This is a genomic window from Saccharopolyspora sp. MMCC62 (assembly GCF_057736575.1).
This window is the reverse complement of the sequence record NZ_JBYKCM010000004.1, coordinates 474,833-489,160: the sequence shown is the minus strand read 5'-3', so window position 1 is coordinate 489,160 and position 14,328 is coordinate 474,833. Positions and strand designations below refer to the sequence as shown.

General features: G+C 73.1%; 11 protein-coding genes. 7 read left to right on the top strand and 4 right to left on the bottom strand.

Annotation, left to right across the window (positions count from 1 at the left end):
• Positions 1-205 precede the first annotated feature (205 nt).
• The 3 genes from AC29IT_RS12700 (at position 206) to AC29IT_RS12690 (ending at position 4,863) form a co-directional block, all read left to right on the top strand.
• Positions 206-1,141, top strand: a complete 936-nt coding sequence (locus AC29IT_RS12700; protein ID WP_488218803.1) for a hypothetical protein — start codon at positions 206-208, stop codon at positions 1,139-1,141.
• Positions 1,142-1,635: 494 nt separating this feature from the next.
• A complete protein-coding gene (locus tag AC29IT_RS12695; protein WP_488218802.1) occupies positions 1,636-3,093 on the top strand; it encodes a serine/threonine-protein kinase in 1,458 nt (485 codons plus the stop codon).
• A gap of 210 nt (positions 3,094-3,303) precedes the next feature.
• Complete coding sequence (locus tag AC29IT_RS12690) at positions 3,304-4,863, top strand: serine/threonine-protein kinase (RefSeq protein WP_358436617.1); 1,560 nt, start codon at positions 3,304-3,306, stop codon at positions 4,861-4,863.
• Positions 4,864-4,927: 64 nt separating this feature from the next.
• Here AC29IT_RS12690 and AC29IT_RS12685 read toward each other — a convergent pair whose 3' ends face one another.
• Complete coding sequence (locus AC29IT_RS12685; protein WP_358436620.1) at positions 4,928-5,821, bottom strand: LysR family transcriptional regulator; 894 nt, start codon at positions 5,819-5,821, stop codon at positions 4,928-4,930.
• Between the two features lie 112 nt (positions 5,822-5,933).
• Between AC29IT_RS12685 and AC29IT_RS12680 the strand changes: the two genes are divergently transcribed.
• On the top strand, positions 5,934-6,875 hold the full coding sequence (locus AC29IT_RS12680; RefSeq protein WP_488218801.1) for a DMT family transporter: 942 nt from the start codon (positions 5,934-5,936) through the stop codon (positions 6,873-6,875).
• 59 nt (positions 6,876-6,934) lie between these two features.
• Here AC29IT_RS12680 and AC29IT_RS12675 read toward each other — a convergent pair whose 3' ends face one another.
• Positions 6,935-7,609, bottom strand: a complete 675-nt coding sequence (locus tag AC29IT_RS12675) for a response regulator (RefSeq protein ID WP_488218800.1) — start codon at positions 7,607-7,609, stop codon at positions 6,935-6,937.
• 26 nt (positions 7,610-7,635) lie between these two features.
• The gene (locus tag AC29IT_RS12670) at positions 7,636-8,931 is read right to left on the bottom strand and encodes a PspC domain-containing protein (RefSeq protein ID WP_488218888.1); all 1,296 of its coding nucleotides are present in this window, start codon (positions 8,929-8,931) and stop codon (positions 7,636-7,638) included.
• 481 nt (positions 8,932-9,412) lie between these two features.
• On the opposite strand from AC29IT_RS12670, the gene AC29IT_RS12665 reads away from it, so the two are divergent.
• The 3 genes from AC29IT_RS12665 to AC29IT_RS12655 all read left to right on the top strand — a co-directional run bounded on the left by AC29IT_RS12665 (position 9,413) and on the right by AC29IT_RS12655 (position 12,340).
• Complete coding sequence (locus AC29IT_RS12665) at positions 9,413-10,600, top strand: PspC domain-containing protein (RefSeq protein WP_488218799.1); 1,188 nt, start codon at positions 9,413-9,415, stop codon at positions 10,598-10,600.
• Positions 10,593-10,784: a hypothetical protein gene (locus tag AC29IT_RS12660; RefSeq protein WP_488218798.1), complete on the top strand. Its 192-nt coding sequence runs from the start codon at positions 10,593-10,595 to the stop codon at positions 10,782-10,784. The genes AC29IT_RS12665 and AC29IT_RS12660 overlap by 8 nt, the downstream gene beginning before the upstream one ends.
• Positions 10,785-11,413: 629 nt before the next feature.
• Positions 11,414-12,340: a glycoside hydrolase family 16 protein gene (locus AC29IT_RS12655; protein WP_488218797.1), complete on the top strand. Its 927-nt coding sequence runs from the start codon at positions 11,414-11,416 to the stop codon at positions 12,338-12,340.
• Between the two features lie 309 nt (positions 12,341-12,649).
• Here AC29IT_RS12655 and guaA read toward each other — a convergent pair whose 3' ends face one another.
• Complete coding sequence (gene guaA, locus AC29IT_RS12650; protein ID WP_488218887.1) at positions 12,650-14,191, bottom strand: glutamine-hydrolyzing GMP synthase; 1,542 nt, start codon at positions 14,189-14,191, stop codon at positions 12,650-12,652.
• Between the last annotated feature and the right edge of the window lie 137 nt (positions 14,192-14,328).

Here is a 14,328-nt window from a genome sequence, read left to right as displayed (position 1 = left end):
CGCCCGACACGAGGTGACCGACGGTGACCGGATGGGCTGTTAGAGATCGCCCGCTCCGGCCAGCGCTTCTCTTTCAGGTGAAGTCACGCCCCGAACCCCCCGAACACGTTCGGTGAGGAGTACGAGTGCAATCGCAGCGACCGTGCGACCCCGACCCGGCCACGTACCCGGCCGGTTCGAGACGAAGGAGGCTCGGCGAATCGAGATGCGGCACCGAATACCCCTGCTCCGCGACAGCCCGCAAGACACCGGTGGGACCCGCGCCGAGGGTCGCGAGCAGGCACCGCTCCCGCCGCTCCCCCGCCGCGCCTCCGACCACGAACACCTGACCGCCACCGCGAGCCGGTGCTGCCGCCGGTGCGGCCGCGACGGCGGTGGTGCGATCACCCGCCCGATCGGCCGGATCGACGACACCGACACCCGGCCGCTGCCACCGTTCCTCGCCGCACCCGCCACCGAGCCGCCCGCGTCCTCCCGCCGGGCGGCGGTCGCCGAACTGGTGCTGCGCAAGCCGAAGCCGCTCTGGTTCGCCCCGGAACCGCTGCGGCTGAGCGCGGAGGAATCGGCGCAGACCGAAGAGCTCGTCAACGCACTGCTCGACACCGCGGCACCGGCGAGCGGCACCCCGGACTCGCCGGGCGTGCGGGCCGCGGTGGGCACGCTGTGCACCGCGCTGCTGGTCGGCGCGGCCGTCGCCACCGCCACGCTCACCGGGGTGTCCCCGGCCACGGGCGACGACCTGCTCGGCGGCGACCCGGAACCCGCCGAGCCCGCCGTGGAATCCGTGCAGTCCCCGCAGCGCCCGCGGCAGGTGCTCGCTCCGGAACCGGCCGCGGACGTCGACGCGGTGACGACGGCCCGCGAGTTCTACGACCACATCGACCGCTCCCCCGCGCTCGCCATGCCCCGCCTCGCCCCCGGCCTGCCCGCGACGGGCCGCGGCGGGCCGGACGGCGCGTGGCGCGAGGCGGTCGCGGTGCGGCCGCTGCTGCTGCGCGCCGAGTCCCCGCAGCTGGTGCGGGCGCTCGTGGAGGTCAAGCACCCGGACGGCTCGCACTCGCTGCTGCGGCACCTGCTGCACCTCGGCGCGGACGGCCGGGTCGAGGTGCAGCTGCGGTCGTTCCAGCACTTCCCCCGTTGACCCCCGCACGGTGCGCGCCGCGCGTACCGTGGGGCGCGAATCACAACAATGCGGCAACGACGCCGCGGTGCCCGTCTCCTCCCCGATCACCACCGAGGTCATCCCGGCACGAACCGGACACCTGCGGTCCGCACCGGGACCGGCGCGGACACGCTCCGCCGACGGACCGAGCACGCCACGTGTGGACTGCGGAAACACTTCGGGCCTCGGGAGCGATCAGGAGGACGACGGCACTTCGCCGGACGCGCGTGGAATCGGGCACACCGATCTCACGACTTCGGGTCTGCGCCGAGAAGGCGTCGGCTAGGCTGCCGTACCGCGGCCGGATGTGCGGCCACCGGCCGAACCGGGCCGCGCTGAACGAACGTGTAGTTGTCGGAGGGCCGAACCGGTCCGCTAAACCGCCCGATGCCCGACGGGACGGTGCCGATCCGGATCCGTCCGGTTCGGGACCGCGCTCGAGCGGGCATCGATAGCAGTACGGGGAGACGTCGGTGAGCGACGAAGGTCGCCTGGTCGCCGGACGCTACCGAGTGCAGCGACGCATCGGCAGTGGCGCGATGGGCGTGGTGTGGGAGTGTGTGGATGAACGCCTGCACCGCACTGTCGCGGTCAAGCAGTTGTTGTTGCAGCCCGGACTGGACCCGGGTGAGGCCGAGGAAGCGCGGCAGCGGGCAATGCGGGAAGGCCGCATCGCGGCGCGCCTGCAGCACCAGCACGCGATCTCGGTCTACGACGTAGCCGAGGACGAAGGCCAGCCGGTGCTGGTCATGGAATACCTGCCTTCCACCAGCCTGGCGGCGATGATGTCCGACCACGGACCGCTGCCACCGCGCGAGGTGGCCCGGATCGGTGCGCAGGCCGCGGCCGCGCTCGGCGCCGCGCACGCGGCCGGGGTGGTGCACCGCGACATCAAGCCGGGCAACATCCTGCTCGGCGACAACGGCACGGTGAAGATCACCGACTTCGGCATCTCGCGCGCCCAGGGCGACGTGCAGGTGACGAAGACGGGGATGCTCGCGGGCACGCCCGCCTACCTGTCGCCGGACGTCGCCATGGGCCGGGAGCCGAGTGGTGCCTCCGACGTGTTCTCGCTGGGCGCGACGCTGTACGCGGCGATCGAGGGCAGGCCGCCGTTCGGGCTGAACGAGAACACGCTGGCGCTGCTGCACTCGGTGGCCGCGGGCCGCATCGAACCGCCGCAGCAGGCGGGCGCGATGGCCCAGCCGCTGATGGCGATGATGCAGGTGCGCGTCGAGGACCGGCCGGACATGGCGCAGGTCCGGGAGATGCTGCTGGCGGTCGCCGAGGGCGGTTCGGCGAACTCGGTGCCCACGATGGCCGCGCCGATCCCGCCCGCGATCGGCCCGGACAGCAGGCCCGACCTGGCTCCGACCAGCGTCGTCGGGCAGGACCACCACGGTGGGACCGCCTACTACGACGACGACCAGTACGGCCAGTACGACTCGAACCCGCGGACCTCGTACCTGGGCCCGGATTCGCGTGCGGAGACGTCGTTCGACGACCGGCCGCGGCGCAGCAGGCGCCCGCTGGTGCTGTCCGGGATCGCGCTGGTCGCGGCCGCCGTGGTCGCGGTGCTGGTGACCTCGGCGTTCCTGAACAGCAACACGCCGGAACCGACCGGCAACGACTCGGGCACCTCCCAGCAGGCGCCGCCGCCTCCGCCCGCGCCGACGACCCAGTCGTCGGAGAGCTCCGGTTCCTCGGAGGAGCAGACCTACGAGGAGACCACGAGCACGCCGACGTCCACGGAGCAGACCTCCCAGCCGACGACGACGCAGCAGCCGACCTCGACGGAGCAGTCCCAGCCGACCGAGACCTCCGGTGACGACGGCGACGACGACGGCGGTGAGTCCTCCGCGGATCAGCCGACGCAGTCGGAGGCCACCTCACCGCAATCCGGTGCCTCCGCGTTCCAGCTTCCGGGCTGAGCACCAGGTGGTCGTTTTCCGGGCCGGGGACAGGCATCTCGCGATGCGTGGCCCCGGCCCGGTGCTTTCGCCAGGGGCGATCCGTTCACCCCGACCTGGTGCGTTCCCCCAGTCGCCCACCAGTAACGTGGGGCCGATGAGCACGAGCCGGTCTCGGGGGCCCGGTCAGTACCGTCCTAGCCGCCAGCACCCCAGCATCAGGAGAGACCTGTGAGCGCCGAGGGCCGTTTGATCACGGGCCGTTACCGGTTGGAGAAGCGGATCGGCAGCGGCGCCATGGGCATCGTGTGGCGCGCGGTCGACGAGCGGCTGCACCGCACCGTCGCGGTCAAGCAGCTGCTGCTCCAGCCCGGTTACACCGATGAGGAGACCGAGGAGGCGCGGCAGCGCTCGATGCGCGAAGGCCGCATCGCCGCCCGGCTGCAGCACCAGAACGCCATCGTGGTGTTCGACGTGGCCGAGGACGAGGGCCAGCCGGTGCTCGTGATGGAGTACCTGCCGTCGCAGAGCCTGGCGACGGTGCTCAGCGAGCAGGGCGTGCTACCGCCGCAGTCGGTGGCCCGGATCGGCTCGCAGGTCGCGGGCGCGCTGGCGGCGGCGCACATGGCGGGCATCGTGCACCGCGACTTGAAGCCGGGGAACATCCTGCTCGGCGACAACGGCATCGCCAAGATCACCGACTTCGGCATCTCCCGCGCCATCGGCGACGTGGCGGTGACCAAGAGCGGCATCCTCGCGGGGACCCCGGCGTACCTGTCGCCGGAGGTGGCGCTGGGCCGCGACCCGGCTCCCGCCTCGGACGTGTTCTCGCTGGGCGCGACGCTGTACGCGGCGGTGGAGGGCGAGCCCCCGTTCGGCACCGACGAGAACGCGATCAGCCTGCTGCACCGGGTGGCGCGCGGTCAGGTGGAGCCGCCGCGGCAGGCGGGCCCGCTGGCCCCGGCGCTGATGCAGCTGCTGCAGCCGGACCCGGTGGACCGGCCGACGATGGCGCAGACCCGGAGCATGCTGCTGGCGGTGGCGGAGGGACGTCCGCTGCCCGGCGGTTCCACGCCGGCCGGGGGCTGGCAGCGCCCGGCGGCCGCCCCGCAGGGCAGGCCGCAGCAGGCGCAGCCGACCCGGGTGGGCGCGGCGGTGCCCGCGGGCGCGGGCAACCCGCCGACCCAGGTCGGGCAGACCGCGGTGTCCGAGCCCTCCGGGAGCGGCACCTCGCGCAAGGCGGTGCTGCTGTGGGCGGCGGCGCTGCTGGTGGCGGTGCTGGTCGGGGTGCTGACGGCGAGCGCGTTCGGCGCCGGGAACCAGCGTTCCCCGCAGTCGGAGCCGCCGCCCGCTTCCGAGCCGATGGCGCCCGCGGATCCCGTGTCGACGACGACCGCACCGCCGACGACGTCCGCGCCGACGTCCTCGGCCGCGCCGACCACGACGAGCAGCACGCCCACGACGACCTCCAGCGAGAAGAAGGACGAGCAGCCGTCCAAGGATGAGATCGAGAACGCGGTGAAGACCTACTTCTCGTCCGTCCCCGACGACCTCGACAAGTCCTGGTCGCTGCTGGGCCCGGACATGCAGGCGGCGGGCAAGGACAGCTACGAGTCGTTCTGGAAGTCCGTCGACGACGTCAAGATCACCTCGGGCCCGAAGGTCATCGGCGCGAAGGTGCTGGTGATCCTGGAGTTCGAGAAGGACGGCAAGACCAGCAAGGAACGCCACCTGCTGGGCATGGTGGCCCGCGACGGCGAAGCACTGATCAACAGCGATTCCCGGGTCTGAGCCCGGCGGTCCCGCCACCGGACCGTCCGCCGCCCGGCTCGCGCCCGATCACGCACGCGCCCGATCACGCCCGCGCGGTGTCGCGCAGCGCCGCGAGCAGCGACCGGGTGGCCGGCTGGTCGGCGATCGTCTCCCGCACCGCGATGTGGATGCGCCGCACCGGTTCGGGCCGCCGCACCGGCCGGACCACGACGCCGGGGTGCAGCACGCCGAGCGCGAGCCGCGGTTGCAGCCCGATGCCGAGCCCGGCCGCGACGAACCCCTGCGCCGCGTAGTCCCCGCCGGTCTCCAGCTCCAGCCGCGGCGTGAACCCGGCCGAGTCGAAGGCGTCCCGCAGCGATTCGGCGCACGGCCCGTCGCCCAGCGCCTCCAGCACCCACGGTTCGCCCGCGAGCCGGGCGAGGTCGATCTCCTCCTCCTGGCACAGCGGATGCCCCTGCGGCAGCAGCACGCGGTACGGCTCGTCGACGAGGTGCTCGATCCGGACGCCGCGCGCCTGCGGCGGTTCCCGGCCGACGACGATCACGGCGAGGTCGGCGGCACCGGTGGCGACGTCGCCGAGGATGCCGTCGTCGATCATCTTCAGGTCGAGCCGCACGTCGGGGTGCTCGGCGCGGAACTTCGCCACGACGGGCGGGACGAGCCCGACCCCGGCCGAGGTGAAGTAGCGCAGCCGCAGCCGTCCGGTGCGGCCGGCGCGCAGGTCGTCGAGTTCCGCGTCGGTGTCGGCGAGCAGCCCGGCGAGGTCGGCGGCGCGTTCGGCGAGCAGCCGCCCGGCGGCGGTGGGCCGCACGCCGCGGCCGACCTTCTCCAGCAGCGCGGTGCCCGCCTCCCGTTCGAGGGTGGCGATCTGCTGGCTGATCGCGGAGGGCGTGTAGCCGAGGTTCGTGGCGGCGCTGCTGATCGAGCCGCCGCTGACGACGGCGCGGAGGACCTGCATGCGGCGGGCGTCCAACATGGCCCGACAGTACAGCAAATCTGAAACTTCACTTCAGATTATTTCGCTTGTCCTTACACGTCGGCTCTCGGATCGTGGTTCCCGGAACCGCCCCGCGACCGAGGGAGACACGATGAACCACCGGACGAGCCACCTGCGGCTCGGCGTGCTCGCGCTGCTGTGGGGCGCGAGCTTCCTGCTGATCAAGGTGGCGCTGACCGCGATGTCCCCGGCGCAGGTGGCGTTCACCCGCATCGCGCTCGGCGCGGCGGTGCTGGTGGTGCTCTGCGCGGTGCGCGGGCTGCCGGTGCGGCTGGACCGGCGGCTGCTGCCGCACGTCGTCGTCGCCGGGTTCTTCGCGAGCGCGCTGCCGTGGGTGCTGCTCGGCGTCGGCGAGCGGACCGTGGACTCGGGGCTGGCGGGGGCGGTGAACGCGACGACCCCGCTGTGGACGCTGCTGTTCGGGTACCTCCTGGGGGCGCGCAGCGGGATCTCGCCGCGGATGCTCGGCGGGCTGGCCGTCGGGTTCGGCGGGGTGCTGCTGATCCTCGCGCCGTGGCAGGGCGCGTCGGCCGGGGCCGGGGTGTTCGCCTGCCTCGCGGCGGCGGCCAGCTACGGCGTCGGCTACGTGCACATCGGCCGGAAGCTGACCGGGACGGGAGCGCCCGCGCCGGTGCTGGCGGCGCTGCAGCTGGTCGCGGCGGCCGGGCTGGCGGCGCTGGTGCTCCCGCTGGAGGGGCTGCCCGCGGTGCGGTTCGACGCGGTGGCGCTGCTGGCGGTGGCGGTGCTCGGGGTGTTCGGCACCGGCGTGGGGTTCGCGCTGAACTACCGACTCATCGCCGATGAGGGCGCGACGGTCGCTTCGACGGTCACCTACCTGATGCCGGTGGTGTCGGTGCTGCTCGGATGGCTGGTGCTGGGCGAGCAGCCGAGCTGGCGAGTGCTGCTCGGCATCGGCCTGGTGCTGGCGGGCGTGGCGCTCACCCGGAACCGTCCGGCCCGGAACCGTCCCGCCCGGAAGGCACCGGCCCGCGCCCCGTACGCCGACCTCGCCACCGAGCACCCGATGAAGTGATCACCGAGCCGGAGGTGAACGGCCCGTTCGTCCGGGGCCGTTCACCCGCGCCGCTCGGGTCAGACGAGCCTGCGGTCGCTCGCCCACCGGGACAGCTCGTAGCGGTTCGACAGCTGCGTCTTGCGCAGCACGCTCGACACGTGCGTCTCCACCGTCTTCACCGAGATGAACAGCTCGGCGGCGATCTCCTTGTACGCGTAGCCCCGCGCGAGCAGCCGCAGCACGTCCCGCTCCCGCGGGGTGAGCAGGTCCAGCTCCGGGTCGCCCACCGGCGCCGAGTTCGGCCCCTGCGAGAACGCGTCCAGCACGAACCCCGCGAGCCGCGGCGAGAACACCGGATCCCCGGCGGCCACCCGGCACACCGCGTCCGCGAGCTCCCGGCCGGAGATCGTCTTGGTGACGTAGCCGCGCGCCCCACCGCGGATCACCGCGATCACGTCCTCCGCGGCGTCCGAGACGGACAGCGCGAGGAACACGACGTCCGGCTGCTCGCCGCGGACCCGCCGCAGCACCTCGGCACCGCCGCCGTCGGGCATGTGCACGTCGAGGAGCACCACCTGCGGCCGGTAGTGCGCGATGCCCGCGGCGGCCTCGGCGACCGAACCCGCCTCGCCGACGACCTCGACCTGGTCGGGCGCGGCGGCGAGCTCGGCGCGCACGCCGGAGCGGAACAACGCGTGGTCGTCGACCAGGAACACCCGCACCGGGCGCTGGTCTGCTGCTTCGCTGGTCACGTTCTCCTCCTCCACCGGCCGCCGGGTCACCGGCGGGCCTTGCGCGGCATGTCCATCTGCACTTCGGTGCCGGAGCCGGGCGCGGTCCTGATGCGGACCGAGCCGCCGTTGCGCTCCATCCTGCCCCGGATCGAATCGGCGATCCCGTGCCGGTCCGCCGACACGCGGTCGGGGTCGAAGCCGGTGCCGCGGTCCCGCACGAAGATCGACACCTGCTCGGGTTCGACCTCGGCGTACACGCTGACCTCGGCGACCCCGGCGTGCTTGGCGGCGTTCACCACGGCCTCCCTGGCCGCGGCGAGCTGCGCGGTGAGGGCCTCGTCCAGCTCGCAGTCGCCGACGACGACCTGCCCCACGGTGATCGCGAAGGCGTCCTCCACCTCGCCGCAGGCCCTGGTGAGCTGCGCGGACAGCATCGGTCCCGGTTCCGCGGCCGGGTCCTCCGGTTCGGCGTCGTCGCCGCGGCCGTAGCCGCCGGGGCCGTAGAGCCAGGTCCGCAGCTCCCGCTCCTGGCCGCGCGCGAGCCGCCGCACCTCGCGCTCCGAACCGGCCTGCTTCTGGATCAGCGCCAGCGTCTGCAGCACCGAATCGTGCAGGTGCGCGGCGATCTCGGCGCGTTCCTGGGAGCGGACCCGGCCGGCCCGTTCCACGTCGAGGTCCCGCATCAGCCGCACCCACCAGGGCACGGTGAGCACCGCGGCGCCGACCAGCGCGGTCACCGTGGACAGCAGCGCGAACTGGAGGTCGCTGACGCTGGCCGACCCGGCGAGGAACACCACCGCGCCGATCACGACGAGCGCGGCGCCGGACACGATCCGCACCACCGCGGCCCGCCCGCCACCGCCGAGCACCGCGCCCGCCACTCCGGAGCGCGCGCCTTCCCGCCAGCGCCGCCGCTGCGACTCGTCGGCCTCGCGCCACACCACGGCGGCGCCCACCATCGCGACCCCGAACGGGCCGGTGAGCCAGCCGGGCAGGATGCCGAGCAGTCCGACGGCGACCGCGAGCCCCAGGCCGAGGATGATCAGCCCGAGGCCCTGCTGGCGCTCCCGGTCGGACATCGGCGGTTCGTTCCCGCCGCTCTGCGGCACGAAGATCCACAGCAGCCCGTAGCCGAGCACCCCGGCCCCGCCGAACGCGGCGAGCAACGCGAACGCGGCGCGGACCCACAGCACCGACACCCCGAGGTGGTCGGCGAGCCCGCCGCAGATCCCGGCGACGAGCCTGCCGCCGCGCCGCCGGTACAGCGTCGGCGGGCGGGCGGCGTCAGCGGTGTCCCGGACCAGGTGGCCGTGCGGTTCGGTGGGCCGGTCCGGGTCCAGGTGGAACGGGCTCGTGTCCGGCTCGACCGCGCCGGGCGAGAAGCGCGGGGGCTGCGCGGTCCGGATCGGTGCGGGCTGGCCGGGTGCGGCCTGGCCGGGTGCGGCCTGGCCGGGTGCGGCCTGCCCCGGTGCCGTCCGGCCCGGCACGGCCTGCCCCGGCTCGACCTGGCCGGGTGCGGTCCGGATCGGCGCGGTCCGGTCGGGTGTTCCCTGCCCCGGCGCGGCCTGGCCGGGCGCGGCGAACCCCGGGTGCGGAGCGCGGACGGCGTCCTCCCGCCGATCGCCCCAGGTGGGCGCGGCGGCCTGCTGCGCGCGCGCCCGCCGCGACTCGCGATCCTGTTTCCGCTGGTACCGGTTCTTCACCCTGCGATGGTCACACGCGCGGGTGATCAACCGCATCGGGGAATTCCCAGGGCGTTCCGGGCCGCGCTCAGGGGCGTCCCCGATGTCCCGCCGCACGGCTCGGCTCGATAGTGGACGCATGAGTGGGAATGACGACGTCGGCGACACCCTCCGGGAGATGTGGGAGACGCGGCCCGCGCGGTTGCGCCGGGACCGCAAGCTCGGCGGGGTGTGCGGCGCGATCGGGCGGCGCTACGGCATCGATCCGGTGCTGCTGCGGGTGGCGTTCGTGGTCGCCACCATCCCGGGCGGCGGGGGGCTCGCCCTGTACCTGCTGCTGTGGCTGCTGCTGCCGTCCGATCCGGACGCGCCGAGCACCAGCCGGTTCCGCTGGCTGGCCGGGATGGCGTTGCTGGTGCTGATCGGGATTCCCACCGCGCTGTCCATGCTCTACCCGCACGGCTGGCTGGTGTTCGGGGCCGCGTTCGGCGGGCTGTACCTGCTGCACCGCGGCTACCGGGACCGGCAGACCTCGGCTCCGGACGCGACGGCCGCGACCGCCGCACCGCCCGAACCGGCGATGAGCGCGACGGCGACCCCGTCCGGGGAGAACACCTGGGTGTACCCGGGCGCCCAGCAGCGCACCGAACCGCCGTCCTGGGACCCGCTGGGCGCCGCGCCGTTCGCCTGGGACCTGCCGAGCCCGGGGGCGGAGCCGGAGGAGCCGCCGCAGAAGCGGACCTGGATCACCTGGCTCGCGCTGGGGCTGGCCGTGCTCGCCGGTGGCGCGGTGCTGATCGCGGGTGGTGGCCCCGGGGAGGCGCTCGCGGTTGCGCTGGGCGTGCTCGGCGCGGGCATGCTGGCCGCCGCGTTCCTGCACGGCGGGCGGGCGCTCATCGCGTTCGCGCTACCGGTGGGGGCGCTGGCGCTGCTGCTGGGCCCGGCGCACGACGAGGCGCGGGAACCGGTCCAGGACCAGCGGGTGGTCGCGACGACCTCCGCCGGGTTGCAGGACTACTACCCCTACCTGGAGCACGGCACGCTGACCTTGGACCTGCGGCAGCTGCGGCTGGGCGGGAACGAGCGGATCGAGACCACCGCGGAGGTCGGCGACGGCCAGGTGCGGGTGCTGCTCCCGCGGGACCTGGACGTCACCGCGTCGTGCACCGCCGAGAGCGGCTCGGTGAACTGCCTCGGCGACCAGGAGCACGGGGACGGGTCCGCCCGGCTCGACATCGAGGATCCCGGTGCGGACGGGGTCGGCGCCGGCCACCTCACCGTGAACGCGTCCGTGACCGAAGGAATGGTGGAGGTGCTCCGTGGCTGAGCAGGACGAGGGGCGTGCGCAGTCGCCGGACACGATGCTGCTGGCTTCCGGCGCGGTGGCGCTGATGATCTCGGCGTCGGTGCTGCTGGGCGGTACGCGGGACTTCTGGATCGAGTGGTCGCTGGCCGGGCTGGCGGTGGTGGTGGGGATCTTCCTGCTCATCGCGTCGATGCGCCGCCGCTGAATCGCTGACCGCTGCCCGCGCTGCCGCCTCGGTGGTGGCGCGGGCGGTGGTGGCGCGGGCGGTGGTGGCGTGTGTCGCGTGGGCGGTCTTGGCGCGTGGGCGGTCTTGGCGCGGCGGACCCTGCCGGGCGCGGCCGACTCCCTCGGGCGCTGCGGACCCTCTGGACGTTGCGGCTGGTCTCGGCGCTCCGGCTGGTCTCGGCGCTCCGGCTGGTCTCGGCGCTCCGGCCGGTCTCGGCGCTCCGGCCGGTCTCGACGCAACGGCCGGTCGCCACACCGCGGCCGGTGATTCCGCCCCGCGAAGCGCTGCCGGTGGTACCGATCCGCCGCGAGCCCGCGCGACTCCCGCGCAATTGATCTTCGCAATCCGCGGGCAGGAATAATGGGAACGAACCAATCGCATTCGCCCGACTTCGAACCGTGATCACGCGCTCGCCGCAACTGGCAAAAACGGCGATATTCAGTACCTCGAATTGCGCAACCGGGTCCCGTTGAGCGGCGAATAGCAGCCGATCGGCCTAATCAGTTCCGGACTGCATCGATATAGCCTTTACCGGAACGTTTCAGGTGAGCAGCCTGTCCCGTTGAGAGCGCTCTCATCCTTCAACGTCCCCCCGAAGGAGACTTCTCGTGCCCCGAACCGGATTCAAGGCGGCAGGAACGACCCTCGCCGCGCTGTGCCTGTTCCCGTTCGTCACCTCTTCGGCCACCTCCGCGGTGGCGGCTCCGGCCGAGCCCGCGGCCGCGCCGAAGAAGGAGGTGTTCTTCGACGACTTCTCCGGCGACCAGCTCGACCGCTCCAAGTGGAAGGTCGAGGTCACCGGGGACAACTTCACCACGGTGAACTCCGAGCAGCAGGCCTACGTGGACTCGCCCGAGACGATCTACATCGATCACGACGACGCGAACACCGGCGCCGAGAACGGCGCACTCGCCCTGCACGCGCGCAGCACTCCCGGTTTCCAGGCCCCGGACGGGAACACCTACGACTTCCAGTCCGGCCGGGTCAACACCCAGGGCAACTTCGAGTTCACCTACGGCCGCTACTCGGCGAAGGTGAAGCTGCCCGAGGGCGGCACCAGCCAGGGCCTGTGGCCGGCGTGGTGGTCGCTGGGCGCCAACATCGACGAGGTGAACTGGCCGCAGTGCGGCGAGGTCGACATCATGGAGAGCGTCGGCGAGCCGTGGACCAGCGTCGCGCTGCACGGTCCCGAGTACAACGGCGACACCCCGATCAACGGGCAGCAGCAATTCGAGGGTTCCGACCCGGGCGACTGGCACGTCTTCACGGCCGATTGGACGCCGGAAGGAATCACCTTCCTCGTCGATGACAAGGAGATCTACAAGATCACCAAGGCCGAAATGGAGCAGAACGGCTGGACCTGGGTCTACGACGACCCGCAGTTCATGATTCTGAACTTCGCACTCGGCGGCCAGTTCCCGAACGGCGTCAACGGCGTCACCGAACCTTATTTCGGTCTCCCGCAGGAATCGGTGGACAAGGTGAAGGCGGGCAATGCGCGCTACCTCGTCGACTGGGTCCGCGTCGAGCAGTGATTCCCGCTCACGTGCGTCGTGACCCGCGCCCGCGACGCCCGTGAACCGGGTGGAGGCGGGCCCGGTGCGCCCCGGTCCGATCCCGGCAGCACCGCGGCTCCGCCCCCGACCTCCGAGTGAACGGACCGTTCGTCCAACCCGATTGGACGGACGGTCCGTTCACGCACGTCCACCCCCGGACGCGGTCGCACCCGAGCTTCCGTTCCGGCGGCACGGCCCGTTCGCCTGCCCGGAGAGCACCGCCGTCCCGGCCCGGGAACGAGAACGGGCCGCGCGGTGTTCCGCGCGGCCCGTGGCTCCGGAGTCCGGTCACTCCCACTCGATGGTGCCCGGCGGCTTCGACGTCACGTCCAGCGTGACCCGGTTGACCTCGGCGACCTCGTTGGTGATGCGGGTGGAGATCCGCTCCAGCACGTCGTACGGCAGTCGGGTCCAGTCCGCGGTCATCGCGTCCTCGCTGGAGACGGGCCGCAGCACCACCGGGTGCCCGTAGGTGCGGCCGTCGCCCTGCACGCCCACCGAGCGGACGTCGGCCAGCAGCACCACCGGGCACTGCCAGATGTCGCGGTCCAGCCCGGCCGCGGTCAGCTCTTCGCGGGCGATCGAGTCGGCGGCGCGCAGCGTCTCCAGGCGGTCCGCGGTGACCTCGCCGATGATCCGGATGCCCAGTCCCGGCCCGGGGAACGGCTGCCGGTGCACGATGGTCTCCGGCAGGCCCAGCTCCAGGCCGACCCGGCGCACCTCGTCCTTGAACAGCGCGCGCAGCGGCTCGACCAGCTCGAACTGCAGGTCGTCGGGCAGCCCGCCGACGTTGTGGTGGCTCTTGATGTTCGCCGCGCCGCTGCCGCCGCCGGATTCGACGACGTCCGGGTACAGGGTGCCCTGCACCAGGAAGTCCACGTCGCCTTCGGAGCCCTGCACCAGGTCGCGGGCCGCCTGCTCGAAGCTGCGGATGAACTCCCGCCCGATGATCTTGCGCTTCTCCTCGGGGTCGGTGACCCCGGCCAGCGCGCCCAGGAACTGCTCGGTGGCGTCGACCGTCACCAGCTTGACGCCGGTGGCGGCGACGAAGTCCCGCTCCACCTGCGCCCGCTCGCCCGCGCGCAGCAGCCCGTGGTCGACGAAAACGCAGGTCAGCTGCTCACCGATGGCGCGCTGCACGAGTGCGCCCGCGACCGCCGAGTCCACGCCGCCGGACAGCCCGCAGATCGCGCGCCGGTCGCCGACCTGCTCGCGGATCGCCTGGACGGTGTCGTCCACGATCGACGCGGTGGTCCACTGCGGCTTGATGCCCGCGATGTCGTGCAGGAACCGGCGCAGCACCTCCTGGCCGTGCGGCGAGTGCGCGACCTCCGGGTGGTACTGCACGCCCGCCAGCCGGCGGTTCCGGTCCTCGTAGGCGGCGACCGGGGTGTCCTTGCTGCCCGCGGTCACGGTGAAGCCCTCGGGCGCCTTGCTGACCGAGTCGCCGTGGCTCATCCACACCGGGTGGTGGCCGGGCAGTTCCTCGTGCAGCGCACCGCCGTCACCGGTGATCTCCAGCTCGGTGCGGCCGTACTCGCGGGTGCCGGTGTGCTCCACCGTCCCGCCGAGGGCCGCGGTCATGGCCTGGAACCCGTAGCAGATGCCGAACACCGGCACGCCCGCCTCGAACAGCGCCGGGTCGACCTGCGGGGCGTCCTCGGCGTACACGCTGGACGGGCCACCGGAGAGCACCAGGGCCGCCGGGTCGCGGCGGACGATCTCCTCGACGGGCGTGTCGTGCGGGACGACCTCGGAGTAGATCTGCGTCTCGCGGACGCGGCGGGCGATCAGCTGCGCGTACTGGGCGCCGTAGTCGACGACGAGCACCGGCCCCTTCCCCTCGCGCGGCGGACCCGATGCCGGGGACTGGTCAGGGGTGTTGGCGTTACCGGACACGTCGTCGAAACCTCCAGGCGAATGCGTGCGCTGGGACCCATCATCCCAGCTAGCCCCCACCGCCCGGG

Bases quoted from the DNA above. Each gene is read 5' to 3' on its own strand.
- AC29IT_RS12700 (WP_488218803.1), top strand. From the start codon at position 206: ATGCGGCACCGAATACCCCTGCTCCGCGACAGCCCGCAAGACACCGGT.
- AC29IT_RS12685 (WP_358436620.1), bottom strand. From the start codon at position 5,821: ATGTTGGACGCCCGCCGCATGCAGGTCCTCCGCGCCGTCGTCAGCGGC.
- AC29IT_RS12680 (WP_488218801.1), top strand. From the start codon at position 5,934: ATGAACCACCGGACGAGCCACCTGCGGCTCGGCGTGCTCGCGCTGCTG.
- AC29IT_RS12665 (WP_488218799.1), top strand. From the start codon at position 9,413: ATGAGTGGGAATGACGACGTCGGCGACACCCTCCGGGAGATGTGGGAG.